This window comes from Nocardia sp. NPDC004711 (assembly GCF_053601595.1).
Genome location: NZ_JBSGCB010000004.1, coordinates 44,279 through 70,996, shown reverse-complemented (window position 1 = coordinate 70,996; position 26,718 = coordinate 44,279). Strand labels below are relative to the sequence as shown.

Annotated in this window: 27 protein-coding genes and 1 pseudogene; 17 read left to right on the top strand and 11 right to left on the bottom strand. The window is 67.8% G+C overall.

Going from position 1 to position 26,718, the window contains the following annotated elements; genetic code table 11:
- The first annotated feature begins 312 nt into the window (after positions 1-312).
- The 4 genes from ACWEKS_RS04840 (at position 313) to ACWEKS_RS04825 (ending at position 5,483) form a co-directional block, all read left to right on the top strand.
- Entirely contained in the window at positions 313-726 is a 414-nt protein-coding gene (locus ACWEKS_RS04840; protein ID WP_354849802.1) for a pyridoxamine 5'-phosphate oxidase family protein, read from the top strand.
- Between the two features lie 162 nt (positions 727-888).
- Positions 889-2,292, top strand: a complete 1,404-nt coding sequence (locus ACWEKS_RS04835; protein ID WP_452338836.1) for an amino acid permease — start codon at positions 889-891, stop codon at positions 2,290-2,292.
- 207 nt (positions 2,293-2,499) lie between these two features.
- On the top strand, positions 2,500-4,032 hold the full coding sequence (locus ACWEKS_RS04830) for an LCP family protein (RefSeq protein ID WP_452338835.1): 1,533 nt from the start codon (positions 2,500-2,502) through the stop codon (positions 4,030-4,032).
- A 71-nt stretch (positions 4,033-4,103) separates the two neighbouring features.
- A complete protein-coding gene (locus ACWEKS_RS04825) occupies positions 4,104-5,483 on the top strand; it encodes a hydroxysqualene dehydroxylase (RefSeq protein WP_452338834.1) in 1,380 nt (459 codons plus the stop codon).
- On the opposite strand, the gene ACWEKS_RS04820 is transcribed toward ACWEKS_RS04825, so the two are convergent.
- Positions 5,484-6,143: a TetR/AcrR family transcriptional regulator gene (locus ACWEKS_RS04820; RefSeq protein WP_452338833.1), complete on the bottom strand. Its 660-nt coding sequence runs from the start codon at positions 6,141-6,143 to the stop codon at positions 5,484-5,486.
- Between the two features lie 65 nt (positions 6,144-6,208).
- Here ACWEKS_RS04820 and ACWEKS_RS04815 point away from each other — a divergent pair, with 65 nt between their 5' ends.
- Together ACWEKS_RS04815 and ACWEKS_RS04810 are read left to right on the top strand one after the other, a co-directional pair.
- Entirely contained in the window at positions 6,209-7,249 is a 1,041-nt protein-coding gene (locus tag ACWEKS_RS04815) for an oxygenase MpaB family protein (RefSeq protein ID WP_452338832.1), read from the top strand.
- Between the two features lie 4 nt (positions 7,250-7,253).
- Positions 7,254-8,594 (top strand): oxygenase MpaB family protein, encoded by a 1,341-nt coding sequence (locus ACWEKS_RS04810; protein ID WP_452338831.1) that lies wholly within the window; start codon positions 7,254-7,256, stop codon positions 8,592-8,594.
- 4 nt (positions 8,595-8,598) lie between these two features.
- On the opposite strand, the gene ACWEKS_RS04805 is transcribed toward ACWEKS_RS04810, so the two are convergent.
- The 3 genes from ACWEKS_RS04805 to ACWEKS_RS04795 all read right to left on the bottom strand — a co-directional run bounded on the left by ACWEKS_RS04805 (position 8,599) and on the right by ACWEKS_RS04795 (position 11,015).
- On the bottom strand, positions 8,599-8,949 hold the full coding sequence (locus tag ACWEKS_RS04805; protein ID WP_452338830.1) for a hypothetical protein: 351 nt from the start codon (positions 8,947-8,949) through the stop codon (positions 8,599-8,601).
- Positions 8,950-9,355: 406 nt separating this feature from the next.
- Complete coding sequence (locus tag ACWEKS_RS04800) at positions 9,356-9,997, bottom strand: LysE family translocator (RefSeq protein ID WP_452338829.1); 642 nt, start codon at positions 9,995-9,997, stop codon at positions 9,356-9,358.
- A gap of 241 nt (positions 9,998-10,238) precedes the next feature.
- Positions 10,239-11,015: an SDR family oxidoreductase gene (locus tag ACWEKS_RS04795; protein ID WP_452338828.1), complete on the bottom strand. Its 777-nt coding sequence runs from the start codon at positions 11,013-11,015 to the stop codon at positions 10,239-10,241.
- Positions 11,016-11,074: 59 nt separating this feature from the next.
- Between ACWEKS_RS04795 and ACWEKS_RS04790 the strand changes: the two genes are divergently transcribed.
- A complete protein-coding gene (locus ACWEKS_RS04790; RefSeq protein ID WP_452338827.1) occupies positions 11,075-11,434 on the top strand; it encodes a winged helix-turn-helix transcriptional regulator in 360 nt (119 codons plus the stop codon).
- 7 nt (positions 11,435-11,441) lie between these two features.
- Positions 11,442-12,146 (top strand): polysaccharide deacetylase family protein, encoded by a 705-nt coding sequence (locus tag ACWEKS_RS04785; protein ID WP_452338826.1) that lies wholly within the window; start codon positions 11,442-11,444, stop codon positions 12,144-12,146.
- 3 nt (positions 12,147-12,149) lie between these two features.
- On the opposite strand, the gene ACWEKS_RS04780 is transcribed toward ACWEKS_RS04785, so the two are convergent.
- On the bottom strand, positions 12,150-14,156 hold the full coding sequence (locus ACWEKS_RS04780; protein ID WP_452338825.1) for an APC family permease: 2,007 nt from the start codon (positions 14,154-14,156) through the stop codon (positions 12,150-12,152).
- Between the two features lie 174 nt (positions 14,157-14,330).
- Between ACWEKS_RS04780 and ACWEKS_RS04775 the strand changes: the two genes are divergently transcribed.
- Positions 14,331-15,107, top strand: coding sequence for a GntR family transcriptional regulator (locus ACWEKS_RS04775; RefSeq protein WP_452338824.1), 777 nt, complete (start codon positions 14,331-14,333; stop codon positions 15,105-15,107).
- A gap of 79 nt (positions 15,108-15,186) precedes the next feature.
- On the opposite strand, the pseudogene ACWEKS_RS04770 reads toward ACWEKS_RS04775, so the two are convergent.
- Both ACWEKS_RS04770 and ACWEKS_RS04765 read right to left on the bottom strand, forming a co-directional pair.
- Positions 15,187-15,480, bottom strand: a pseudogene (locus ACWEKS_RS04770) (hypothetical protein).
- 135 nt (positions 15,481-15,615) lie between these two features.
- Positions 15,616-15,807: a hypothetical protein gene (locus ACWEKS_RS04765; RefSeq protein WP_452338823.1), complete on the bottom strand. Its 192-nt coding sequence runs from the start codon at positions 15,805-15,807 to the stop codon at positions 15,616-15,618.
- A gap of 496 nt (positions 15,808-16,303) precedes the next feature.
- Here ACWEKS_RS04765 and ACWEKS_RS04760 point away from each other — a divergent pair, with 496 nt between their 5' ends.
- Both ACWEKS_RS04760 and ACWEKS_RS04755 read left to right on the top strand, forming a co-directional pair.
- The gene (locus tag ACWEKS_RS04760) at positions 16,304-16,534 is read left to right on the top strand and encodes a DUF397 domain-containing protein (protein ID WP_357002634.1); all 231 of its coding nucleotides are present in this window, start codon (positions 16,304-16,306) and stop codon (positions 16,532-16,534) included.
- Between the two features lie 86 nt (positions 16,535-16,620).
- Positions 16,621-17,508, top strand: a complete 888-nt coding sequence (locus ACWEKS_RS04755) for a helix-turn-helix domain-containing protein (RefSeq protein ID WP_452338822.1) — start codon at positions 16,621-16,623, stop codon at positions 17,506-17,508.
- A 123-nt stretch (positions 17,509-17,631) separates the two neighbouring features.
- Here ACWEKS_RS04755 and ACWEKS_RS04750 read toward each other — a convergent pair whose 3' ends face one another.
- From ACWEKS_RS04750 to ACWEKS_RS04740, 3 genes are all read right to left on the bottom strand, one after another.
- Complete coding sequence (locus ACWEKS_RS04750) at positions 17,632-17,880, bottom strand: hypothetical protein (protein WP_354849849.1); 249 nt, start codon at positions 17,878-17,880, stop codon at positions 17,632-17,634.
- Between the two features lie 333 nt (positions 17,881-18,213).
- Entirely contained in the window at positions 18,214-18,459 is a 246-nt protein-coding gene (locus ACWEKS_RS04745; RefSeq protein ID WP_452338821.1) for a hypothetical protein, read from the bottom strand.
- A 70-nt stretch (positions 18,460-18,529) separates the two neighbouring features.
- Positions 18,530-19,117, bottom strand: a complete 588-nt coding sequence (locus tag ACWEKS_RS04740; RefSeq protein WP_452338820.1) for a hypothetical protein — start codon at positions 19,115-19,117, stop codon at positions 18,530-18,532.
- Positions 19,118-19,262: 145 nt separating this feature from the next.
- On the opposite strand from ACWEKS_RS04740, the gene ACWEKS_RS04735 reads away from it, so the two are divergent.
- Positions 19,263-20,096, top strand: coding sequence for an acyl-CoA thioesterase domain-containing protein (locus tag ACWEKS_RS04735; protein ID WP_354849857.1), 834 nt, complete (start codon positions 19,263-19,265; stop codon positions 20,094-20,096).
- Positions 20,097-20,278: 182 nt separating this feature from the next.
- Positions 20,279-21,658 carry a lipase family protein gene (locus ACWEKS_RS04730; RefSeq protein ID WP_452339031.1) on the top strand — a complete coding sequence of 460 codons (1,380 nt, stop codon included), beginning with the start codon at positions 20,279-20,281 and terminating at the stop codon, positions 21,656-21,658.
- Positions 21,659-21,674: 16 nt separating this feature from the next.
- On the opposite strand, the gene ACWEKS_RS04725 is transcribed toward ACWEKS_RS04730, so the two are convergent.
- Positions 21,675-23,225, bottom strand: coding sequence for an acyl-CoA carboxylase subunit beta (locus ACWEKS_RS04725; RefSeq protein ID WP_452338819.1), 1,551 nt, complete (start codon positions 23,223-23,225; stop codon positions 21,675-21,677).
- A gap of 182 nt (positions 23,226-23,407) precedes the next feature.
- On the opposite strand from ACWEKS_RS04725, the gene ACWEKS_RS04720 reads away from it, so the two are divergent.
- From ACWEKS_RS04720 to ACWEKS_RS04705, 4 genes are all read left to right on the top strand, one after another.
- On the top strand, positions 23,408-24,775 hold the full coding sequence (locus tag ACWEKS_RS04720; RefSeq protein ID WP_452339030.1) for an ABC1 kinase family protein: 1,368 nt from the start codon (positions 23,408-23,410) through the stop codon (positions 24,773-24,775).
- A gap of 114 nt (positions 24,776-24,889) precedes the next feature.
- Positions 24,890-25,147, top strand: a complete 258-nt coding sequence (locus tag ACWEKS_RS04715) for a hypothetical protein (protein ID WP_452338818.1) — start codon at positions 24,890-24,892, stop codon at positions 25,145-25,147.
- A gap of 91 nt (positions 25,148-25,238) precedes the next feature.
- Complete coding sequence (locus ACWEKS_RS04710; RefSeq protein ID WP_379384847.1) at positions 25,239-25,589, top strand: hypothetical protein; 351 nt, start codon at positions 25,239-25,241, stop codon at positions 25,587-25,589.
- 651 nt (positions 25,590-26,240) lie between these two features.
- Positions 26,241-26,672, top strand: coding sequence for a hypothetical protein (locus ACWEKS_RS04705; protein WP_452338817.1), 432 nt, complete (start codon positions 26,241-26,243; stop codon positions 26,670-26,672).
- Positions 26,673-26,718 lie beyond the last annotated feature (46 nt).

Here is a 26,718-nt window from a genome sequence, read left to right as displayed (position 1 = left end):
TTCACGGAACGCGCGATGGGCCGATGGGCGACTGCCGCACGGGCGAGGTCATGAATACCTCCCTCAGCTCGACTTGCGACCGGTGATCCGAGACTCCGATCCATCAAACCAAGAACCGGTGTCCGTGCCGCCGCTCTGCGAGCAGCGAGTCCGCATCGGCGTGTGCACCGGCGAGGGCGCTTCCGCCGCCGCGCCGGCACGGTGCCGCCGGTTCGCTGGCACGGTGCCGGGTCAGCGGCGATGCTGGGAGCGAACCATGAGATGCGGCAAGGCAATTGGCGTAATCGCAAGCGATCGACCACAATTGACGGAATGGGTGGCGTTGGGGCACGAAAGCTACGCGAGCTCTCGGCCGCCGAGTCACTGAAACGGCTGGCCGGCGCGCAATTCGGGCGAATTGTGTACTCGCGCCGTGGACTTCCGATCATCCGGCCGGTCAATCACATCGTCGAAGAGGATGTGGTGGTGGTGCGGGCACAGCTGGGCGCCAGCCTGCTGCGGGGTGACGGCCAGGTGGTGGCGTACGAGGCCGACTCGTTCGACGAGCACACCCGGCAGGGCTGGAGCGTGATCGTCACCGGGGTCGCACGGGTGGTGATGGATCCCGAGCAGGTGCAGCGTTACGAGACGCTGCTCGACCCCTGGATCAACCTGCCGATGGACCATGTCATCCGCATCGAGGCCGAGGTCGTCACCGGCCTCGAGCTGATCGACGAGGGCAGCTGACCGCACGCCACGTGCGGCGGCGACTGTGACCTCGGATACCACTCCGGTAGCGTGACACGCCGTTGGACCGAGCCCGGCAAACCGCCGGCAGACTCGGCGCGGCCGGTGGCTCCCGATCACGAACGGCGGGTTCCGGCCGCACGCACGCGAGAGGAACCGCATTTGACAGCCTCGGAAAGGCAGCTACCGGACATCGGTACCGCACGCACGGACGACGAGGGGTATTCCCGCGGCCTGTCGCCGCGCACCATTCAGATGATCGCCATCGGCGGCGCGATCGGCACCGGCCTGTTCTACGGCGCGGGCGGCGCGATCCAGAAGGCCGGCCCGGCGCTCATCCTCTGCTATCTGGCCGCCGGCCTGGCCATCTTCGTCATCATGCGGGCCCTGGGCGAACTGCTCACCTACCGGCCCGTCACCGGCAGCTTCGCCGAATACGCCAACGAGTTCCTGGGCCGCTTCGCGGGTTTCGCCACTGGCTGGACCTACTGGGCGGTCTGGGTGGCCACCTGCATGGCCGAGATCACCGTGGCCGGCAAGTACGTGCAGTACTGGTTCGACATCCCGCAGTGGGTGACCGCGCTGGTGGTGCTGGGCATCATGTTCATCGCCAACCTGGTGTCGGTGCGGCTGTTCGGCGAGGGCGAATTCTGGTTCTCCGCCATCAAGGTGACCGCCATCGTGGCCATGATCGTGATCGGCGTCGGCGTGCTGATCTTCCACTTCGGCCACGCCACCAACCCGACCGTCACCAACCTCTGGAACGACGGCGGCGTGTTCCCCAACGGCTTCGGGCAGGCGCTGCTGGCCCTGCAGATCGTGGTATTCGCCTACGTCGGTGTCGAACTGGTGGGTGTCACCGCGGGTGAGGCGCGTGACCCCAAGCGCACGCTGCGCAAGGCGATCAACAGCCTGCCGCTGCGCATCGGCCTGTTCTACGTCGGCGCGCTCGTGGTCATCATGTCGGTGTCGAGCTGGCGCACCTTCCACGCGGGCCGCAGCCCGTTCGTGGAGGTCTTCGAGCAGATCGGTATCCCGGGCGCGGCCGGCATCATCAATTTCGTGCTGCTGACCGCGGCGCTGTCGTCCTGCAACTCCGGCATCTACTCGACCGGCCGCATGCTGCGCAGCCTGTCGCAGCGCGCGGAGGCCCCGGCCGCCCTGGGCTCGCTGAGCGGCCGGTCGGTGCCCGCGGCCGGTATCGCGGTCTCGGCGGCGGTCATGGTGATCGGCGTGGCGGTGAACTATTTCTCGCCCGACAAGGCCTTCGGCTACATCACGTCGGTGTCCACCATGGGCATCATCTTCGTGTGGGGCGTGATCCTGGTCTGCCACCTGCTCTACCGCCGCCGCGTGAAGCAGGGTGCGCTGCCGGGCAGCGACTACCGCCTGCCGGGCGCACCCGTCACCACGGTGCTCGCCCTGGCCTTCCTGGCCCTGGTCGTCGTCCTGCTGTTCTTCACCGAGGACGGCCGCAGCGCTCTCGTGGTCGGCCTGGTCTGGGGCGTCCTGGTCTGCGCCGGCTACCCCCTGCTTTCCCGCAAGCATTCGGCGAGCGCTGTTTAGCAGCTAGTCTCGATGGGCATGACGCATGCTCGAGATCGTCGGGGGAGGCAATCGGCGGCGTACGACCCCGCCACGGTGCCGCTACGCCCGACGAGACCCAGCAGGTCGACGAGACCCGGCCGGTCCAGACCCCGCCCGCCCGCCGCCCGCCGCCCTCGTGAACGCCCCGAGCGAACACGCCGGGCGCTGGCGGCCGGGCGGGTGGCAATGGCCCTGCTGGCGGTCGCGGTGCTGACCGCCACCGGCGCGGCCTGGCGCAGATACCATCAGGAATTGAGCGGGCTGACCATCGCCGGTGTCACTCCGGGCGGCCCCAAATCCAGCGGCAAGACCCAGAACATCCTCGTGATGGGCCTGGACAGCCGCCTCGACGAGCACGGCAATCCACTGCCCCAGGACATGTACGACGCGCTGCACGCGGGGGACGACAGCGAGGGCGGCTTCAATGCGAATGTGCTGATCCTGGTGCACATTCCGGGCGACGGCTCCAAGTCCACCGCCATCTCCATTCCCCGCGACGACTACGTCACCCTCGATCCCGCGTCCTGCGCCACCTCCCCGTGTAAGGGAAAGATCAAGCAGGCGTACGGATTCGCCTACGCGCGGGCCAAGGACAAGCTCACCGCCGCCGGGGTCAAGGATCCACTGGAACTCGATCAGAAGTCCCGCGACGCGGGCCGCCTCGCCGAGAGCAACACGGTCGGCAAGTTCCTCGGCAATGTGCCCGTCGACCATTTCGTCGAGATCACCCTGGCCGCCTTCTTCCAGATCGCCGAGGCCGAACAGCCGATCACCGTCTGCCTCAACGAAGACACCTCCGACGGCTACTCGGGCGCCAACTTCAAGAAGGGCAAGCAGCAGATCGACGCGGCGCAGGCCATGGCCTTCGTGCGCCAGCGTCGCGACCCGGATCAACCGCTGTTCACCGACCTGGACCGCACCCGCCGCCAGCAGGCCTTCATCGTGTCCCTGGCGCGGCAGCTGCAGGACGGCGGCACCCTCAGCAGTCCCGGCAAGCTGCGCGCGCTGCTGGATATCGCCAAGCAGAACACCGCCATCGACAGCGGCCTGGACCCACTGTCGTTCGCGCAGCGCGCCTCCGCGCTGCTCGACGACGGGCTGTCGCTGTACACGCTGCCGGTCAAGGACTTCGGCACCGACGACGCGGGGGAGTCGATCAATATCGTGGATTCGGACGAGATCAAGGGCATCGTGCGAAACCTGCTGTCCCCGGGCGATTCCGGCACCACCACGACCACCACGCCGGCGCCCGCCACCACCGCCATCCCGGATGCCACCGGCATCGTGCTGAACGTCGTCAACAGCTCCGGTGAGAACGGCCTCGCCGCCAAGGTCGAACAGGCCCTGGCCACACGGGGTTTCACGCAGGGCGCCGCGACCACCGGCGCGGCCCGCGACACCACCACGCTCACCTACGGCGCGGGCGCCGAATCCGCCGCCACCGCCCTCGCGGCCCAACTCGGACTCACCGCCACCGGTTCGGCGGCCGTGGAAGCCCAGGCCGTCCAGCTCACCCTCGGCAGCGACGCCCGCAGCGGACCCCTCGCGAATGTGCCGGTCGACCAGACCGATCCGACCACCTCGGCCACCCGTACCAGGACCCCGGCCACGTCCACCACCCCGCCCGTTCCGGTCTCGGCCACCGCCCCCGGCGCCAACGCGCCCGAGGCCACCGACCTGTCGCAGATGGATACCGGCGGCATTCCCTGTGTGAGGTAACCGAATTCGCGCATGCCCCGGGCACGGCGGGCGTAGCTTTCTTGGTGCAGGCTATGGTTCGAGGGGCGAATATGAACGATCCGCGGCGTTACGTGGTCATCGGCGGGGGACTGGCAGGATTGGCGTCGGCGGTGTGGCTGGCCGAAGCCGGGAAACAGGTCACCCTCCTGGAACGGCGCGGACGCCTCGGCGGCCGCACCCACGCGCTGGAGGTCGCGCCGCTGCGCGACATCCCCGACAACGGCCAGCACGTGATCGCCAGCGGCTACCGCCATCTGTTCCGATACCTGACCAGCGTCGGCACCCGCCAGTACGTGACCTTCCCGCAGCAGGGCATTCTGCGCTGGCCCGGCGGGCGCACCGCGATCATGGGCACCACCGGTTTTCCCGCACTGCGGGCCCTGTTCGGCGCGCATCCTGACGCGAGCACCGGCGACCGGCTGCGCGCGGCCACGGCCACCCTGCGGATGGGGTGGCAGTGCCTGCGTCAGCCCGGCGATCTGGCCGACCTCACCACCGACCAGTGGTTCCGGCGGCTCGGTATGCCCGCCATCGCGCGGGAGGCACTGTGGGATTGGCTGGCGCTGGGCATCGCCGCCGAACCGGTGCGGCAGGAGTCGGCCAAGGTGTTCGCCGACGTGCTGGCCACCGGAATCCGGCTGGGCGTCAGGCATTTGCGGCCCGTCAGCATCGGCTACCCCACCACCGACCTCGACACCCTGCTCGTCTCCGGCGCGCAGCGGGTGTTCGACCGGCACGGGGTACAGGTGCGACACCGGGCGGTGGCCCGGCGCATTCGCATCGAGGACGGCGCGGTGACCGGTGTGGTGCTGGCCGGCGGCGAGGTCCAGCCCGCCGACGCCGTGGTGTGCGCGGTGCCCAACTCCTACATCGGCGGCCTGCTCGACGAGCTACCCGAGCACGACCGGATCTATTCGGCCGCCGACAAACTCGGCTACACCCCGATCGTCAGCACCAACCTGTACCTGGACCGCCCACTCGGCACCCAGGCCGCCATGGAGGCGCTCATCGGCGGGGCGGGGGTCGTCGACGAGGTGTTCGACCGGCAGCGCATGCACGGGCGCGGCACCCTCGACGGCTGGCTGTACTGCCTGACCACCAGCGGTGCCTACGATCAGATCCACAAGCCGCACCACGCGGTGGTGGACGAGCAGATGGCGCTGCTGCGGCGCTACTATCCCGGCGCCGCGGACGCGAAAGTGGTGCACGCACAGGTGGTTCCGATGCCGCGGGCCACGTTCTCGCAGGTGGTCGGGACCGATGGGCTGCGGCCGGGGCAGCGCACCTCGGTGCCGACGCTGGTGCTGGCGGGGGATTGGACCCGAACCGACTGGTCGGCAACGATGGAGAGTGCCGCCCAGAGCGCGGCGCAGGCCGTGGATCTGCTGCTGGCCCTGCCTGCCGCCCGCCCTGTCGACCACGCGGTTTGATTACTCGCGTTCTGCTCGCGCCGGCGGCTCCCGGAAGAAGTTCAGGATCAGCCGCGTGATGTCGGCCAGAAACCGCTCACGGGGAATGGGCGGAGCATCGAGCAGGTAGCGGATGGTCAGATGCTCGACCGTGCGCACCAGCATCCAGGCCGCGGCATCGGCGTCCACCTCGGCCGCAATCGGATACGGCCGCAGGGACAGCGCCACCCGGGCCAGCTCACCGATCTGCTGCTCGAACGCCACCACCGGCCCGTCCGCACCCAGCCGTGGCGTCTGCTCGACGACTGCGCGCAGCAGCTCGCGATCGTTGCCCAGGGCATCCATCAGATACGAAATGGTCTCCGGCACCGACACTTCCGGCGGTCTGCCGATATTCGACAGCACCCGCGCCCGGACCCGCTCGGCCACGTCGCGGGTGTAGCGCTCGATCACCGCCGCCACCACCGCGTCCTTGTTCGGGAAGTACTGATACAGCGAGCCCGGGCTGATGCTCGCCCCCGCGGCAATCCGATTGGTGGAGGCGCCGTCGTAGCCGTGGGTGATCAGCACCTGCTGCCCGGCGTCGACAATGCGGGCCACCATGGCGCGTGAGCGTTCCTGCTGCGGGGTGCGGCGCGGCGGTGGCACGGGCGATTTCGGGGTGCGGCGCTTCGATGGCATGGCGTTCGGGGCGAGATTCGGAATGCGAATTGAATGCGAGTGAATAGTCGTGTCAGCGTGGAAACATGGTGTCACACAGTGCGGTGTCGGACCAGGGCAAGGAACCGGCGCATCCTCTACGACGAGATCCGTTGCCGCTCGGGCCGGAAACGCTGACCTGGAAGACCTTCGGGTCGCTGTACTTCCTGCCCAGCGCCCTGTTCGTCGGCATGGTGCAGAACATGCATCCCGGGCTCGGGGCCGGCGTGGAATTCCACTCCGAGATCCACGACGAGTTCTATCAGCGGATCCTGCGCTCGCTGTACCCGATCTACGGGGTGGTGTTCGACGGCGACCAGGCCCGCGACACGGCCCGCGAGATCGTCGGGTACCACCGCGACATCAAGGGCGTCGACGCGCGCGGGCGCCGATATCACGCCCTGGATCCCGGCACCTTCTACTGGGCGCACGCGGTGTTCTTCGTCCAGAACCTGCGTGCCGCAGACCTGTTCATGGGCGGGCTGAGCGAGGGCGAGCGCGAACGACTCTGGCGCGAGCACTACCGCTGGTACGAGCTGTACGGCATGAGCATGCGGGTGGTGCCGCCGAGCTGGCCCGCGTTCCAACGTTATTGGCGCGACATGTGCCGCGACACCCTGGAACCGACCAAGGCGGCCCGGGATGTCTTCCATCTCGTGGACACCGTGCCGGTGCCGCCGTTCCCACTGGTGCGGCGGCTGCCGAAACCGCTGTGGGAATACCTGATCCGCCCCGCCGGCGGACAGTTCTACCGGTTCGTCACCATCGGCCTGTGCGATCCGGAGATCCGCCGCACCATGGGGTTCACCTGGACCGCCCGCGACCAGCGCCGCTTCGACCGGCTGTGCCGGACACTGTCGGCGATGAACCGGGCGACCCCCGACTCGGTCAAATACTTCTTCCCCCGCATCCACGCCGCTCGCCGCCGCGTGGCCGGGAAACGTCCCGCGTGGCTGCCGCCGCCCGAAGCACCCGAAATGCTGTGGCCCGCTGCGGGACACCGCGCAGACCCCAAGCACTACTGCCCGGTCCACGCCGACCGCGGCGCCGACTCGATCACCAGATTCCGCCAGCTGACAGGGTTTTGACGCCATGACCGAGGATCTCGAAGCGACACCGTCGCATCCCTGCGACTACTACTACCGCCCGGGCCTGCCGCTCCGCCCGCCACCGCCGCGCGCCGTGCTCTCGGAGCTGTGGTTCGAACCGCGAAAGGCCATGCTGGGTCCGTGGATCGACGTGCGCCCCGAGCCCGCCGACACTCCGCGTGCCCGGATGATGGCCGACCATCTGTGGCAAGGCGACGAACCGATGGACGCGCTGGTGGCGGCCTTCCGGCGGCTCGGCTCCGCGGGCGGTCGCCGCATGCTGAACCAGGCGCTCGCCCACGGCATCGACAGCGTCGAGGATCCACTGCCGGAACTCGTGAATCTGTTCGCGCTGCTGGACAATCCACCGGACTGGTACGACCCCGACCTGTGGGAGTACGGCCGCCGGCTCTGGATCAATGTGTCGCTCGCCGGGAAGATGGCGATGGGTGTGCAGGATTTCATGGGCACCTTCGTGGGTGCGGAGGTCGCCTCCGCGGTCGGGCAGACGGGTCGTTTCGTCCGGGATCCCTACCGCCGCAATCTCGAATCCTCGGTCTGGTTCCGCAGCGTCACCGCACCGCGCGCGCTGGAACGCCGCAACCCGATCTTCCACGACACCGTCCGGGTCCGGCTCATGCACGCCCAGGTCCGTGCGATGCTCCGGCGAACCTGGGGCGCTGCGCATTTCGCCGAGCACGGCAATCCCATCTCGAGCGCCACCACCATGGGCGCGGCCGTCACCTTCGGCCTGTCACCCATGTGCTTCGACCATGTGCACGGCCGCCGCTGCACCACCCGCCAACTCGATGCGGTCATGCACTACTGGGCCTACATCGCACACGTCTTCGGCGTCCCCGGCGAACTCATTCCCCGCAGCGCCGCCGAAGGCCTGGAACAGGCCGACTACATGGTCGCGACCGCCGGGGTGGCCCCGCAGTGGACGGCCACCATGGCAGGTGCGGCCACCCGCCGCTTCACTACGGCCACACCGACCGGTCGCCTCCAAATAGTCGCTACCGCACCGCTTCTGGGTGCGCTCGCCTACTACAGCAGCGAACCCCTGGTCGGCACCCTACTGGCGGACACACCTCTGGAATCGGTACCCCTGCGCCCGTTCGCACAGCTGGCGGGCCTGGCCGCCACCACCGGCGTCCGCCTGCGTGCCCTCGACGACCACCTCCCCGGCGCCCGCGCCCGCATGGTCCGCCGCGCCCGCCATATCGACCCCATGTGGGACCGCAACACCCGGGTGGCCCGCTACCTCGCCGCCCGCGTCGGCATCCGCGGCACGCCCTTCGACCACCACGACACCTCCGCCGAAGCCACCCGCTGCCCGATCTGATCACCTAACCTTGCGTCCCCGCAATACTCAGGTACACGACCATGATCGTGAACAGAAACCACGCCGCCCCCTGCCAGATCGGCCACGCCCGCGCCGCCCGCCACGCCCGGAACGCGATCACGAGCGCCCCGATCCCCCCGAACAGCAAAACCCCACCCGGCCCCAGCCCCACCACCACCCGCGAGGTGCCATCGCACAGGCTCGACCCGGCGTTCAGGCACGCAGGCCGCGCCGCCGCCCAAACCAGCGCGACGACCGCGACAACCGCCGTCCCGCCGAGCACGGCCAGCACATAGGTGGTCGCATGCCGCAACATCGATGGATCGTTCCACCGCTTCTCCACGTCGTTCACCATGACCACACCACCTCCGCTCAGCGCCCGATCCGCGCCCGCCGATACCCCCATGGTCGTCCTGCCCGCCACCCTCTGCCACGCCGAGCACCACAGCGTCGTGCCCCCCTGACTTCCACCGGATACCGCACTTGTGCGCGCAAGCCTTATCGAATACCGCGCACCCCATTTCCGACCACTCGTTTCGACACGCCCTCGAACACCGAACAGGGAGTGCAGCGCTCCGCTCGGCGAGCACTCGATGACGACCCGAAAAGGATCGGCGAGCACGGCAGCCGGGATGCGTTCGATGCGGCGGGATTCGTATCGGTGCCGCCGGATTGATTCCACCGCCTGCTGCGTCGGGCTCTTCGTGGCGCCACGAGGTCGTGCCCGAAGCGCCTGCCTCGGAAGGATGCGGAGTCCGTGTTCAGCGGGCGTCGGCGGCGAGGCTCAAGCCCAGGCCGACGAGGATGGCGGCGAGGGTGCGTTCGATGCGGCGGCGGATTCCGGTGCGGCGCAGCCAGGTTCCGGCTCGGTCGGCGGCGAGGACGACGCCGATGCACCAGGTGGTGTCGATGGCCAGCTGGATGACGGCCAGGATCAGGACCGTGGGGAGGACCGGGCCGCTCGCGGGAAGGAATTGGGGGAGGATCGTCAGGCCGAAGACCGCGGCCTTCGGGTTGGCGGCAATGGAGATCAGCGATGCCCGGAAGGCGGAGGCCGGGGTGCGGCCGCCGGGCAGGGCCGAGGTCAGCGCGGCGCCGAAGGCGTCGTCGCCCCGCGATCCGCGCCAGGCCTGGATGCCGAGCCACACCAGCACGACCGCCCCGAGCAGATGGATGCCCACATTGAGCACTCGGTTGGCCACCAGCAGCGCCGACAACCCCGCGCCGCCCGCCAGTGTCCAGCCGAAGATGCCGATCTCATTGCCCGCCACCGCCGCCAGCCCGGCGGCCCGGCCGTCCCGCACCGACCGCTGCAGGAACAGCGCGGTCGCCGGACCCGGCAGCGCAGCCAGAATCAAACAGGCGAGCGTGAAGGCAGGAAGTACTTCGACCCAATGCGGCATGCGTCGATGCTGTCACCGCCGCCCCGGCCCGGCCAGCGAATTGCGCCGCACGAGCCGACTTCGCACCCCAACCGGCGAGTCTCGCCGCGACACGCCACCATTCGCCCAGTCGGACCCGACCCTCGCCTGCCGCCTGCCGCCTGCCATGCTCCAGCGCCCGCCACCTCGTCCCTCCGAACATCCGGCCTGCTGTGCCGCCTCGGGCGCGGGCGGATCGCCACGTCGAGGCGCGGACGAAGAATCAGCCTTGCGCGGTGGCCGGTGCGGTGACCGCCGCGGGGAGGTAGTCCTGGCCGCCGACGTACACCGTGTGGCCGGGTGGGGTGTCGAGGGTGGTGGCGTCGGCGACGGCGGTGGCGAAGTCCTCGACGGTCGGCAGGTCGCCCTGGTCCCGCCGCGCGGTGACAGCATCGGGGTCCCGGCGTTCGAGCAGGCGCACGATGATGGTGCCGTCGATCATGTCTCCCGACACCACGGTGAAATCGATACCGCGGCTGGTGAATTCGCCGGTCATGGCCCGCAGGGCGTCCTCGCCGGCGCGCTTGCTCGCGGCGATGGGCTCGTAGCCGGGCGGGACCTCGCGAGTGGGGGAGAAGTGGGCCTGGTGGCTGGTGACGAAGACGATGCGACCGCCTTCGGGCAGGTGCGGCAGCGCGAGCCGGGTCAGGCGAGTCTGCGCGTCGCGGTTGAGCTGCATGGCGTAGCCGGGGGCGGCGTCGCGTTCCAATCCGCCGGAGGCGTTGAGCACCAGCACATCCAGCCGGCCGAACTCGGCGATCACCACGTCGATGAGGGACCGCGCGCTGTCCGGGTCGGCGATGTCCGCCCCCGCCACCGACGCGCTGCCGCCCGCGCCGGCGATCTCGGCGGCCAGGGTCTCCGCGCGTTTGCGCTTCTCCCGGTAGTTGATCACCACGTGGTCACCGCGGGCGGCCAGCACCCGCGCGGTTTCCGCGCCGATGCCGCGGGAGGACCCGGTGATCAGGACGATGCGCCGCCCGGTACCCATTGTCGCCATCTGCGACCTCCATCCACTGAGTTGCTTCTAATCCAGAAGCACTAGATTGGTACTTCGAAATGAGAAGCGCAAGTCAGCCACCCCCCGCCAACAGCCGCGCCGACGCCTCCGCGACTCCGCTACTGGCCGCCATGGACCTGCTCGGCCAGCGCTGGATGCTGCGCGTGATCTGGGAACTCGAGCCCGGCCCGCTCGGCTTCCTGGAACTGCGCCGGCGCATGGGCAACTGCTCGTCGAGCATGCTGTCGGTGCGACTGCAGCGGCTGGTGGAAGCCGGTGTGGTGGACAAGAAGCCCGACAAGTCCTACGAATTGACCACGGCCGGAGTGGAATTGGGCGACGCCCTGGAACGGGTTTGGCGGTGGTCGGAGCGCTGGGCAGGTAGCCTCGAGCGCGCAGGGGGCGAGGACGAGGCGTAGGAACGGGATGAAACGCAGGCTGCTCATCGGCGGCGCGCTCACGCTGGTGCTGCTGGCCCTGATCTCCGTCGGGTTGTACACCGTGATGAACTCACGCACCTACCAGGTAGCCGGCCGCATCGTGCCGCGCGTCGACACCACCGACAAGATCGTCGCCCTCACCCTCGACGACGGCCCCAGCGAGCGCACCCCCGAAATCCTGAAAGTCCTTGCCGACGCGGGCATTCCGGCCACCTTCTACCTCATCGGCGGCGAATTGGCCGCCCATCCCGACCAGGGCCGGGCCATCGCCGCCTCCGGCAACGAGATCGGTAATCACACCTACCACCACCAGCGCATGGTCTTCGTGACCCCCGGCTTCGTCCGTGACGAGGTGGAGCGCACCGACGCCGAGATCGCGAAAACCGGCTACCGGGGCCCGATCACGTTCCGGCCGCCCAACGGCAAGAAGCTCTTCGCCCTGCCCTGGTACCTGTCCCGCCACGATCGCACCACGGTCACCTGGGACGTCGAGCCCGACTCCGGCAAGGCGCCGACCACCGATCAGATCGTGGCGGAGACCCTGTCGACGGTGCGCCCGGGCTCGATCATCCTGCTGCACACCATGTATGCGACCGGCGGGCCGTCGCTGGCCGCCATTCCCCGCATCGCCCGGGCGCTGCAGGATCAGGGCTACCGCTTCGTCACGGTCTCCCAGCTGCTCGCGCGCTAGCGTTCAGGCCGCGTCGCCGGATCCGGTGATACCGCGCCGGATCTCACCGGGCGTGTGCTCTTCCCGTGGCATGGCCCGCGCGTGCGAGGAACGCAGCTGCCACGGCACACTGGTCACCATCACCCCCGGCTCGAACAGCAACCGCGCCTTGAGCCGCAGCGAACTCTGGTTGTGCAGCAGGTTCTCCCACCAGCGCCCGACCACGTACTCGGGGATGAACACGCTCACCACGTCGCGTGGCCGTGACTTCCGCTGGCGTTTGATCTCTTCCAGCACCGGCCGGGTGATTTCGCGATACGGCGATTCGATGACCTTCAGTGGAATCCCGACCTGGTAGATCTCCCAGTCCCGGGCGAGGTGGCGGGTGTCGGCGTCGTCCACGTTCACGGTCACCGCGGTCAGGGTGTCGGGCCTGGTGGCGCGCGCGAACTGCACCGCGCGCTGGGTCGCCTTGTGCCAGCCCGACACCAGCACCAGCGCGTGCACCCGCCCCGGCAGCGTCTCCAGATCGTCCCGGTCGATCTCCAGTTCGGCCCGCACCGACGAGTAGTGCCGGTGGATCAGCCACATGATCGCCACCAGCACCGGCATGGCGATGACCACCAGGTAGGCGCCGTGGGTGAATTTGGTGATCATGACGACCACCAGCACCACCCCGGTGAAGCAGGCGCCGAAGGCATTGATGAAGCGCGCCCGGTGGATTCGCAGGCGCTCGGCCCGGCTGTCGACGTTGCGCAGCTCCTTGTTCCAATGCCTGACCATGCCCGTCTGGCACAGTGTGAACGACGTGAACACGCCCATGATGTAGAGCTGGATGAGCCGGGTGGTGGACCCGTCGAAGGCGTAGATGAGCCCACCGGCCACCACCGCCAGCAGAATGATGCCGTTGGAGAAGGCCAGCCGGTCCCCGCGGGTGTGCAGCTGCCGCGGCATGTAGCGCCGCTGCGCCAGGATCGAATTCAGCAGCGGGAAGCCGTTGTAGGCGGTGTTGGCGGCCAGGATCAGGATCAGCGCCGTGGTCACCATCAAGTAGTAGAAGGCGATGCTGTGCCCGCCGAACACCGCGGCCGAGATCTGCGCGATGACGGTCTTCTGCGCGTCGGTCCGGCAGTCGCCCTCGAATCCGATGAGATCGCAGGTATTTTCGACCACCCGGGTCTTGGTGATCATGGCCAGCGCCGTGACGCCGGAGAACATGGCGATGGCGATGACGCCCATGGCGGTCATGGTGCGGGCGGCATTGAGCGCCTTGGGCTTCCGGAACGCGGGCACCCCGTTCGAGATGGCCTCGGCGCCGGTCAGCGCGGTACATCCGGAGGAGAACGCCCGCAGCAGCAGGAACGCTATGCCCGCGGTCGAGAGCCCGACCTGCTCGGCGTGAATCTGATAGTGCGCACTCTCCGCCACCGGCGTGTGCCCGAGCAGTGTCTGGCCCAGCCCCACCACGATGAGCGCGAACACGCCGAGCACGAATCCGTAGGTGGGAAACGCGAAAGCCCGCCCGGATTCCCGGACGCCGCGCAGATTCATCGCGGTCAGGAAAACGATGAATGCGAGATTGACGGCCACCCGGTACGGATTCAGATCCGGAATGGCGGAAATGATGTTGTCCACTCCGGCGGCCACCGATACGGCGACGGTCATGACATAGTCGACCAGCAGTGCCGCCGCCACGACCAGGCCGGGCAGCGCCCCCAGGTTCTCGGCCACCACCTCGTAGGAGCCGCCGCCGGACGGATACGCCTGCACCACCTGCCGATACGACAGCGCCACCACCGCCAGCAGCACCACCACGCCCGCGGCTACCACCGGGGTGAAATGGAGGTAGGCCAGCCCGCCCAGGGTCAGAATGAGCAGGATCTCCTGCGTGGCGTAGGCGACCGACGACAGTGGGTCACTGGCGAAAATGGGCAGCGCGAGCCGTTTGGGCAGCAGGGTCTCCCCGAGCCGATCGCTGCGAAACGGGCGTCCGAGCACGAGTCGTTTGGCTACGTCGATCGGTGAAACCACGCTCGGAGCCTAGGGCGGAAAACCGCATGAATCGGAACCCCATGCCGTATGGATTTCGTAAAGATACTGAACGGTCCGGTGCTTTCTCTTGCGAGTCTCGAGACTTGTGCAGTTGATCGAACAACCACCTAGACTGTCTGGGACGTAGTCCAGGATTTATGGAGAGGTGACACGATGGGAGACCGGACGGTCGTCGCCGACGTTGCCGACGAGTTGGCACGCCGCGTGGCATCCGGGGAGTACGAGCCCGGTGGTCTGATGCCGTCCGTCCGCCAGGTCGCCGACGAATTCGACCTGAATCGTGCGACGGCGCAATTGATTCTGGGCCGCCTCGAATCCTACGGATTCGTGGACGCCTACCGCGGCAAGGGGTTCGTCATCCGGGATGTGCGCGCCGAGGGCGGCGTCGACGTGTACCGCCGGCTGTTCCGACTGTCCATGCCGGATCCGGAGATCGCGGCCGACATGTTCGGCAATATCGTCGACGAGGAACGCGGCATCGCGCTCGAGGTGCTGCTCGCCTACACCGGCGGCGAGCGCGCCCTCGATCCGGCGGTCCTCAAGGACGAGATCGACGAACTGGAAACCCTTGCGCGCGGCGCGGACCCGGATCCGCACCGCATGCTGAGCATCGAGCTCGGGCTGCTGCGCCGGCTGCTCACCGCGCTCGGGCACACGGTGCAGCGCGCGGTGCTCAACTCCATCGGCGAGATGGTGCTGGAGGTGCCGGAGGCGGTCGAAGCCTACTTCGCGGTCTCGCCGGATCTACACGTGCTGGTGTGGCGGGCGCTGGTCGCGGTGTGGGAGTCCGACAGCGGGCCGAGTCAGGCGCAGCTGGCGCTGTTCGAGGATCTGTTCGGCATGTACCACCGGAAGGTGGTGGCGCGCTTCGAGGAACTGGTCGGCGCGGCCGGGGCCGAGTCGGCCGGCGAGGTGGCCGCGACGGCCTGAAGGGGCTGGACCGACCCGATCGTGCCCTTTTCAAATCCGACGGGTCGGTTTCGTCTCAGACAACCCCGCTTGGCAGAAATTATTGCCCGATCACGGCGTTCATGATGGTGCCCGCGCTCGTCGCGACAATGCCGCCGATGAGCGCGCCCGCGACCTGCTTGGGCGCCTGCACCCCGCCGCCGCTCCACTTCTCCCAGGCGAAGCGGCCACCCGCTTAGGTGATGGCCAGCACCCTGGAGAGCAGCACGAACCAGGTGAAATACCGGACCAGGCGCAGCAGCTTGTCGGCCACCGGCGGCGTCTCGGGAGTCGGATCGAAGATCTGCGCGTGCTGAAGCTGCGTCAGCAACTCGTGGGCGGCAGTAAGAAACATCGCGGCGCTCTTCCACGTGATGGCATGTCCATCTCCGGGGTACTCGCCGGAGACGGTGCCGCGCAAGGGAAGTCGCGCTCTGATCGGTCATCGGGCATAGACGCGCGAATGCAATAGTGCGGGCGCCCGGCGCACTCAGTCCACGTCGTTGTCCGCGGACAGATACGCTATGGCCGCCAGATACTGCCGGCACGCGAAGTGCTGATCGTGCGCGCGCAGAATAGTGCGGGCCTGACGATAGGTGAGGGTGCGTGGTTCGACCGCACAATCACCGGGACTCTCGTTGCGAGCTGCGACCTCGGTGGAACGGGCGAGCATCTGCGTCATGGGATGCCTCTGGCCGATTAGGGGGTTGATCCACCGAGTTTAGGAGCACGGATCGTGCAGATGCAAGCACATCTGCACGCTCGAATCCGGTGTCTCCCTGGGTGCGACCCGGTTTCCCCGCGGATGCGACCCGGTATCTCTGCGGGTGCGAGCCGATGTCGCCACGGGTCTCGAATCCGCTGCCCCCGCAGGATAATCCACTGCCCTCGCAGAATGTCCGCGTCACGTGACTTTTCGGACCCATGGTTCCCGGAGTAATCGGACGAACGGGACCAACTAGCCGGGATTGTCTGAAATCCTTCGCAACTTCGCTTGGCTTTTCGGTGAACCAAGATCAAACCTGTTGTGTTGCAAAGGATGTGCCGCTCCGAGCCATCGATAGCGAGCAATCTGCGTGCTATCGTCGTGCTTGCGGTTGCAACTGTAAGTACACCTGACCGAACATTTGCAAGTACTGGGACCACCGTCTGCGGGCGGTACTGGCAAGGAGTCTGAAATGACGGACATCTCGGCAACCCCGATCGATCGCTCGAACCTGTTGTGGCGCAAGAGCACCTTCAGCAATCCCAGTGGAAACTGCGTGGAGATGGCTCCGATGGCCGATGGGCAAGTGGCCGTGCGCAACTCCCGAGACCCCGAGGGCTCGCTGATCGTGTACACGCGGCCCGAGATCGACGCGTTCCTGCGCGGCGCGAAGAGTGGAGAATTCGACGACCTCGCGCGCTGAGCGGTAGCATTGGCAATCGGCGCGGTGGTTCGCGACAAGCGGTTGTGAGTCCACTGCCGGCAAACCCGAGCATCGGAGTGGACCCCATGATCGCAGAACCCGTTGCCCACGATCGGGCGGATTCCGCTGTCGCCGAACGTGGCCCGACTGCACTGCGTATCGCGGTCGGCAGCCAGCTACGGAAGCTGAGGGAACTCAGCGGTATTACGCGCGAGGCCGCGGGTGACCATATCCGCGGTTCACACGCGAAGATCAGTCGTCTGGAACTGGGGCGGACCGGATTCAAGGAGCGCGATATCCGAGATCTGTTGGCGCTGTACGGCGTTGACGATCCCGGTGAGCGCGAGCAGTTCCTCGAGCTGGTTCGCAAGGCCAATCAGCCGGGATGGTGGCATCGCTACAGCGACCTGCTTCCGCCCTGGTTCGAAACCTATCTCGGCCTCGAGCACGCGGCGAAATCCATTCGTACCTATGAGGGTCAGCTGGTCCCGGGTCTGCTGCAGACCCCGGACTACGCTCGCTCGATCGTCGCCCTCGGACACGATGCGGATGGAGAGCGCCGCGTCTCGCTGCGCCGGCGCCGCCAGGAGCTACTCACCCGCGACGGCGCGCCGAGTTTCTGGGCCGTGCTGGACGAGGCGGTGCTGCACCGCCCGGTCGGCGGTCCCGGCGTGCTGCGCGGCCAGATCGAGCACCTCATCGAGATGTCCCAATTGCCCAATGTGACCATCCAGGTGCTGCCCTACGCGGCGGGTGGCCATGCGGCTGCCGGAAGTTCGTTCACCATGCTCCGCTTCGCCGAGACCGAACTCCCCGACATCGTCTATCTCGAGCAGTTGACCAGCGCGCTGTACCTGGATCGCCGCCAGGATCTGGAGCTCTACCGTCAGGTCATGGATCAGCTCAGCGTGCAGGCGGAGCCGCCGGAGCGCTCCCGCAAAGAGCTGGCGCGGATTGCTGCGGAGCTCGACTGAGCTCCGGGCTGGTCCCCAGCCGCGGACGGAAGGTCCGTACACATGGATAAGGGGCCCCTCGCGGGGCCCCTATCAGCGTGCCGTGGACCTGACGAGTCGGCCTGCGGCACGGCCGGATTCGGATTACTGCCTGATGAAACTGGAGGCGATGCGCCAGAACGCCTCTGGTTGCATGCAGTGCAGATCCCAATCGTTCACCATGGCGTGCGCCGTGGTGACGATCCGCTCGATGTCGAAATCATACCGAGTGGCCGCTCCAGTGGATTCGACCTGGCGGATGACGAAAGCGGTTGCCGTCTCACGTGAATAGGTTTGCTCCGGCTGACTTCTGTCGGCAAACCCGAGTCGGCTGAGGTTGATTGGCTGATTCATTCGAACGCCCCTGACGCCAGGCCGACGGCTAACGGTGGGCGAAGAATCGCCGGTGATTCACCGCTCGGCTCTCTGGTTGTCCCCTTATTGGTGCCTTGCACGATGAGTCTATGACCGTGCATTGCGCAGATGCAAGTACATCTGCAACATCGAATTTGCAGCGCCAGAGTAGTTTTCGGTGTGCTATGAGTTTGCGAAACGAGGGTTGGCAAAAGGTTGCAATCGGCCCCGAGCAGGGCTTTTCCAGTACTTCCGATCGAAAGTTCCGGCGAGAATGGACTGTTCCGATTTATCCAGGAATTAGCGGAAGATCAAACTCGGCCCTCGAGGTGCTCAAACTCTTCCCGGACGGGCGGAGTCTCGCCGCATCGCGGCTTTGAGCCGGCGATGTTCGATGATCATCAGGCCGATTCCGAAACGCAGACACACCGCGCCGGCGAGCCCGCACAGCGCGCTCCAGGTGAGTGCGCCGTAGCCGGCAGTCGTCAAAGTCAAAGCGATCGCGACGATTCCGGCCGCGGCCAGAATCGGTCCCGGGAGATTATGGGTGTCGTCGTAGGCGGGCGGAGTGACAGGCATCAACACTGTCCTTTCTCCGGGGGTATTGCAGAACCGATAACAACCGGATACCCGAGCAGGCTCGGGCGAATCACACCGCTGTAGACCCGTGTTCACACCGGCCGTCGGTGATGCCCAGATCGTCCAGCAGGCCGAGGAACGCGCGCGCATAGGGCGAGGCCGCGGTTTCGGCCCGCACCCGCCCCCAATCGACCTGGGCGCGCAATTCCCGCGCGATGTGCAGCAGCCGGGTGAAATCCAGCCGCTGTGGATCGGACACGGTGAGCTCGTCCACCAGGAAGTCCGCGACGGTCACCACGGGCACGGCGATCGGCCCGATGGGCAGCCGCTCCGCCCGGGCCAGCAGTTCATCGGTGACGGGACGGTAGTTGGGGCGGAACACCAGATCGACGCGAATATCGCGGTCGTACAGCGTGGTCCGCTCGGCGTCCGGGGCCGGCAGCGGCGGCCGCAGTCCCGCGGCGGCCAGCAGACGCTGCCCGCGGGCCGCGTCCGCGGGCAGCAGCAGCACATCGACCTCGGAGTGCGGGCCGGTGACCGGCCCGCCGCGCGCGTAGACCGCGCAGTCGCCGGTGAGCGCACAGGGAATGTCGTTGTCCTGCAGGACCTGCACGGTGAGCGTCAGGGTGCCGAGCAGCCGGTCGATGGTGCGGACCATAGCGATGGCGTACCCGTGGTCGGGCGGGCTAATCCGGAACCGCCGCCGGCCCGGCCAGCGGGCCCTGAATTGATACGGGTTTCACACGTGTGTTAGGTCTGAAAAGAAGTGGATCGATCAACCTGAGTGGACGGGAGCCGGTGCCGTGGTGGATGTGCCCGCGTATTTCGACGAGGTGGACGGCGGTTTCTTCCCGACGCCGTTCGCGGCCAGCCAGTGGTCCTCGGCGCAGGTGGTCGGCCCGGCCCTCACCGGCCTGCTGGCCCGCGAGCTCGAACGCGCGCACGCCACCGACGGGTTCGTGCCGGTGCGGCTGACCGTGGACCTGTTCAGCGCGGCGCGCTTCGAGCACACCACCACCCCGACCGTGCGGGTGCGCGACGGCCGCCGGATCCGGGTCGCGGATGTGAGCGTGGTGCAGGGCGGCACGGTGGCCGCGCGCGCCACCGCGGTGCTGCTGCAGCCCGCCGAGCAGCCGCCGGGGGAGCTGTGGCACCGGGAGCGGGAGCCGCAGCCGCCGTCACTGGAGATCGCGCCGCCCTCGCCGCTGCCGCAGACCCCGCTGTTCAACAGCGGGGAGGACTCGCCGGTGTGGAGCTCGATGCCCACCGAGCACGAGAACAACCTCCGGAAACGCACCTGGCAGAACCCGATCCGGGTGGTGACCGGCGAGGAGCTGACCCCGTTCGTGCGGGTCGGGGTGGTGGCCGAGGCCACCAGCATGATGACCAACTGGGGCGACAAGGGCATCGGGTTCATCAATACCGATATGACGCTGGGCCTTTCCCGCCAGCCCGAGGGCACCGAGATCGGCGTGCAGGCCGACAGCCATTTCAGCGAGCGCGGCCTGGCGGTCGGCGTCGCGACGCTGTTCGACCGGATCGGCTCCTTCGGCAGCTGCATGGTCACCTCGGTGTCCAATGCCGGTCGCCAGATCAGCAATGCGCAGCTGGACATGGTGATGCGCCGGAGGATGTGAAACACGACCCTCCGGGCACGGGCCGGTCTCGATGTGGCGTCGAACCGACAAGTCCGGAGTGCGGATCAGACTGTCCCCGTAGGCTCGGGCGCGCGAGAGACCCGGGGCCGACCCGTTCGAAGACAGTTCTGATCCGTGGGGGTGTTGTGCTGCGTCGCCTGCGAAATATCGCCGGTGCCTTGATGATCGGATGGTGCACGATCGTCGCTTACGGTGCCGCACCGGGATTCGCGCAAACACCCGACACCGGAGCACCCGCGATCCCACCCGCTCCGCCCGGAATCCCCCTGCCCGCACTGCCCGACATCCAGCACTGGATCGACGAGGTGATCCCCGCGCCGCCCCTGGCACCGGCCCCGGCGGACTCGCCGCTGGTCGACACCGCCCAGCTGCCACCGGATTTGGCGGCGTTGCGGGCCGCGGCCATGCCCGCCGCCATCGGTGACTCCTTCGTCGACGACTGGCCCGACGGGCTCGACGGCGCCGACCCGGGCGGCATCGTCGCGGTCCGCGACGTAACCGCCACGGCCGCACCCACACTGATCGTGCCCGTGCGGCAGGTGCTGCAGCTGAAGTACCGCACCAACGACTCTCACGACGAGCCCTCCTACGGCATCGCCAGTCTGGTGCTGCCGGTGGGCGATTGGACCGGGCCGGGGGAGCGGCCGGTGGTGGTCAACAACCTGCCCATCGACGCGCTGGGCCGCGACTGCAACCCCAGTTACACGCTCGCACACGGCTTCTCCCGGGCCTCCAACTTCACCGGGTACATCCTGCCCACCACCCAGCTGGCGCTGCTGCGCGGCTACGCGGTGCTGATCACCGACCACGAGGGCCCGCGCATGGCCTACGCCGAGCCCATCGTGGCCGGGCATGCCATCCTCGACGCCATTCGCGCGGTCCGCAATCAGCTGCCGGATGAGCTGGGCGACAGCAGGTTCGGCATGATCGGCTACTCCGGCGGGGCCATCGCCACCAATGGCGCGGTGAAGCTCATGTCCGAGTACGCGCCCGAGCTGGCCGACGTGGTGGTCGGCGCGGCCCTGGGCGGGGTGCCCGCGGACTTCAGCCTGCTGGCCCACTCCATGAACGCCAATCTGGCCTCGGGGGTGTTCCTGAGCGCGGTCTTCGGGATCGGCCGCGAGCGGCCCGAAATCCTGGCCCGCATGAACCATCTGGGGCAGTGGGCGGCGGTGTCGGCGCTCAACAGCCAGTGCAGTGAGGTCTTCGCGGTGCCGGGCGTGCTGCAGCTGCCCATCGACGTCGCGGCGAACATCCCGGACCCGCTGGACAGCGATCTGGCGCACGAGATCTACAGCATCACCCGCATGGACGGTAGGAAATCCCCTGTGCCGCTGTTCATCTACAACGGCGAGCAGGAGTTCTGGGTACCCGCCGTGGGCGCGAAGAACCTCTACCAGGAACAGTGCGCACTCGGCGTGCCGGCGGTCTACCGCAGCGTTTTCGGCGAACACTTCATCGCCGCGGCCACCGGCTATCCGGAATCGCTGAACTGGCTGGACCAGCGCCTGCAGGGTGTGCCCGCGCCCAACGAATGTTGACCGCGGGCAACGGTTCTCAGATCGGGAACAGGTTGTGCTTGCGCGGGTTGTGCTTGCGGACGGTGTCCTTCTCGCGCAGCAGGCGCAGCGCCTTGCGGATCTCGAGGCGGGTGGCCGACGGCTCGATGACCGCGTCGATGTAACCGCGCTCGGCCGCCACCCACGGGTTGTCGATGAGCGCGTTGTAGAAGTCCACCATCTGCCGGCGCACGGTCTCGCGCTGCTCGGGCGGGGTGGCGGCGAGGGTTTTCTTACCGGTGACGGTGACCATGCCGTCCGCGCCGATGACCGCGATGCGGGCGGTCGGCCACGCCAGGTTGATGTCGACGCCGAGCTGCTTGCAGCCCATGACCGCGTACCCGCCGCCGTACGCCTTGCGGGTCACGATGGTGACGATCGGCACCGTGGCCTCGATGAGCGCGCGGAACATACGGCCGCCACGCTTGATGACGCCGTTGCGCTCCTCCTCGAGACCCGGCAGCACGCCGGGGGTGTCGACCACATAGACCAGCGGGATGTTGAAGGCATCGCACAGCCGGATGAAGTACGCGCCCTTGTCCGAGCATGCCGCGTCCAGTGCACCGCCCAGCACCATCGGCTGATTGGCGATGACACCGACCGGCCGCCCGTCCACGCGGGCGAATCCGGTGATGAGGTTCTGCGCGGCGGCCTCGCCGATCTCGAGGAACCCGCCGTCGTCGAAGATGCGCAGCAGCACCTCGTGCATGTCGTAGCCCTGGCGATCCGAATCCGGGATGATCCGGTCCAGTTCGCGATCGGAGTCGGTGAGCTCGGGCTCCAGGCCGGGGTTGATGATCGGCGGCTGCTCGAGGCAGCTGCTCGGCAGGTAGCTCAGGTATTCGCGCGCCCACTGCAGGGCGTCGGCCTCGGTCTTCGCCACGTGGTGCAGCAGTCCGTTGCGGGCCTGGACGGCCGCGCCGCCCAGCTCCTCGGCGGAGATCTCCTCGCCGGTGATGCCCTTGATGACCTCGGGCCCGGTCACGAACATGTACGAGTCGTCGGTGGCGACCAGCACGTCCATGTTCACCGGCCCGTACACCGAACCGGCCGCGCACTTGCCGAACATGACCGCGACCATCGGCACGTAGCCGGACAGGTCCTCCTGCAGCCGGCACATGGTGGCATACCAGGCGAGTGCGGTGACGCCCTCCTGGATGCGCGCGCCGCCGGAGTCGTTGATCACGACCACCGGGCAGGCGTTGTTGTACGCGAATTCCATGGCGAGCCGGACGCGGCGGCCGAAGGTCTCGCCGACCGAGCCGCCCTGTACTCCGGAGTCGTGGGAGATCACCACGACCGGGCGTCCGTCGACGGTGCCGCGGCCGGTGACCACGCCGTCGCCGTAGAGGGCATTGGGCTGGCCGGGCGAGCGCATGAGCGCGCCCATTTCGACGAAGCTGCCCGGGTCCAGCAGCATCGTGACGCGTTCTCGGGCGCTGGCGACGCCTTTGGCAAGACGCTTCTGGATGCCCTTCTCGCCGGTGGGTTCTTCGGCGATCTCCAGGAGCTTGCGCAGTTCTGCCAGCTTTTCCGCTGTACCCGTCATTACCTCTGTCTTGCCTTTCCGCCAACAGTCAGAGTGGGCCCGATCGCGCCCGTGTCGAGCCGGATCGCGACTCGACCGACTACGGTACCGTGCGGTGTGGACCCGAAACTACTGAACGTGTCGGTAACGTGTGCCGCGGTGTTAGCAATGTCAGCGATACACTGCGGCGCGTGAGTTCACCTATGACTGTGCGAGCCGGGATGCCCGAGGTGATCCGGCCCGACCTCGACACCTTCGGGTTCTCGGAATGGCGGCGAACCGCCGTGGTCGGTGTGGTACTGGGCGGCTCGGTCGTGGGCAGCGTGCTGCGCGGCGGCCTGCGTCCCGCCGAGCGCAAGCGTGCCGCGGCCGAGGGCCTGGTGAACGGTTTCGAGACGCTCGGCCCGATGTTCGTGAAGCTGGGCCAGCTCATCGCGTCCTCTCCGGGCGCGTTCCCGCGCGAGCTGGCCGATGCCTGCCTGCGCTGCCTCGACGACGTCCCGCCCTTTCCGGCTGCGGACGCCCGCGCCATCATCGAGGCCGATCTGGGCAAGCCGATCTCGGAGCTGTTCCGCGAGTTCGACGACGAGCCGCTGTCGGCGGCCTCCATCGCACAGGTGCACGCGTGCGTGCTGGCCGATGGCCGGCCCGCCGTGGTGAAGGTGCAGCGGCCCGAGATCGCCCGGCGCATGATCGTGGATCTGCGCGCGGCCATGCGGCTGGCCCGCAGCCTGGAGAAGCGGTCGGAGAACGCCCGCGTCGCCAATGCGCAGGCGGTGGTGCGGGATCTGTACGAGGCCACCGTCGCCGAGCTGAACTTCCTCATCGAGGCCGACAACCAGACCCGCGCCCGCGACCATCTGACGGCCTTCGGCGACAACACCAATGTGGCCGTGCCCGAGGTGTATTGGGAGTACTGCGCACCCCGGGTGCTGTGCATGGAACGCATGCGCGGCATGCCCCTGGACCGCTTCGACGATATCCGCGCGGCGCACCCGGAGCCGGAGCTGCTGATCCGCCGCCTGGTGAAGGCCTGGATGGAATCGGTCGCGGTGCACGGTCTCTTCCATGGTGACGTGCACGCCGGCAACCTGTGGCTGCTCGACGACGGCCGGGTCGCCATGCTCGATTTCGGCATCGTCGGCCGGATGGAGTCCGAGTGGCGCGAGTTCGTGCGCGCCCTGTTCTATGCCAGCTCCATCGACAACGACTTCCGTCCGGTCGCCCGCGCCCTGCGCGCGCTGGATCTGGTCGCCGACGACAGCGGTGACGACGCCACCATCGGCCGCCAGCTCGCCGTGGCCCTGGGCCCGGTGCTCTCGGGCAGCCTCGACAAGCTCGACCTCGGCGTGGTCTCGGCCCGCCTGCTGGAATTCGGCAAGCGCCGCGGCACGTCGGGCCCGCAGCAGCTGGTCATGATGGGCAAGCAGCTCGGCTACTTCGAGCGCTACGCGGTGGCCCTGGCCCCGGGCTGGAAGCTCGGCCGCGACCTGTACCTGTTCCGCAATATCTTCCCCGCGGAGGTGGCCGCCAAGGCCGCCGAGGACGGCGTCACCCTCCCCGCCGACTGACAGCGGCCCCCGCGGGCGTGGTCAGCGCGCTGTCGGTGGCTCGTCAGCGGCGGGCGTCATTGTTCTTCTCGTGCCGGAAACACCAGCTCCGGCACCGGAACAAGGAGAACAACGATGTCGAACAACAACGTCCTCGCCGAGATGATCGCGGGCCGGCTGGACGAGGCCCGGACCCGGGCCGAGCAGAGCGTGCGGGCCGCGTCGGTGGCCCGGGCACGCGCCGGGCAGCAGCCGTTCCCGCGGCTCAGCAGGGCCGAGGTGAAAGAGGTGCGCGCGGAGGCGCGGGCGCAGGCGAAGCGGATGGTCGCGGAGCTGACCGGAAAGACGTGCGAGCCGGCCGCGACGGCGTACGGCCGCGGTGTGAAAGCCTGAGAGAAGAGCCAGGAAACGCTCAGGCTACGACCAGTATCGCCCGGCACTGTGGATGACGGAAACAGTGTCGGGCGAGCGCGTGAGGTGCGGAATGGTCGAAATCGAGGTCACCGGAACCACTGTGACGGTGCGGGTCACCGGCGCTCACCGGCTGCTCGCGCTGCGTGATCACGTGAGCTTCGACCTGTCGCAGGTCACCGCCCTCGCGCCCGCGCCGGTGGATCTGCGCCCGCCGTGGGTGCGGGCGCCGGGCACGTTCTTCCCGGGCGTGATCGCCGCCGGCATCTTCCGGGGCAAGGGCCGGAAAGAGTTCTGGGATACGCGTTTCGACGGTCAGGGTGTGCTGATCGATCTGGCGGGGTCGGAGATCACCCGCCTGGTCGTGGATGTCGCTGATCCGCAGCTCGCATTGCGGCAGCTCTCCTCGGCGATTGCGGCCTGATCGGGCGAGTGCGGCCGGATTCGATCTCGGCGGCTGCATTCCCGGGGCCGATGCCGCTCGTGCCGAAAGCCTTTCTCGCGTGGCGGAAGCCTTGCGCGTGGCTACGGCACGAGGCGAGCGGGAGTGGACGGGTGGACGGACGCGGGAATGTGTCAGGCAGTCGGGCAGAGGAATCCACCGGCGGGTGGCGGGACCGGAACGATCCTTTCCGGAGCCGGTGCCGCCGGGACATTGCCGGCGGGAACCGACGAGTGGGGAGCCCCTACCCCTGCTCCGGGATCGGGCGTCCCGATGTCACCCGAACCCCACGCCGCGGAGGGGTTCATGGTGAATACGGCTGCACAAACGAATGCACTGACGAGCAGGCCGATGGCTTTCTTTCGTGTCATGGAATGCGACGGTACAACCAGCTCAATGCAATTCGTGGGAGGCTACGTCGCCTCGGAATGTCGCCGACCTGCTGATCATGTGTTCAAGATTGTGAATTCGGCTGCGGCGCAAAAAGACTGATCGGTCGGAATAGATCGTTTTCAGACTTATCGTTAATCGGTCCGTACCAGCGCACGTTTCGATGACGAACTGGCGTGTCTGCGGGAGATTTGCCCGATTCTATTGTTGAATACCCGGGTTGTCCGACCGGGAGGAAGCCGAATGACCGCTGGGCCGGGTTCGAGGATTGCCATCGCAGGGTCGCTCACGCTGGCCCTTTCCGCTGCACTGACCGCCACCGCGCACCCCGGCGTCGCCGCGGGAGCGTGCGGGGCGAGCCTCGGGGACTATCGCGGTGAGTTCACCGCGGCGGAGGACTCGACGAATGTGCTGAGTTTCGACGGCACGGGCGGCATTGCTCTCCGCAGTGCCCGGCTCGGGAACGGTGCGGGCATCTACACGGTCATTCCGTCCGGTGGATTCACGGCCACTCTGCGTTTGACCGACAGTGGCGAGGATGTCGCGCGGCCGGGCAATCAGACGGCGATGGTGAAGAGTACGGCCTTCATCTGCCCGGGGCCCGGGGCCATGGTCGGGAATTTCAGTTCGCTCGATCAGAGCAGTCGGCGATTCAACTATGTGCGGTCGGCCTGAATAAGTCATGCCCGCTGTGGGACACGGGTTTTCGGAATTCGGAACG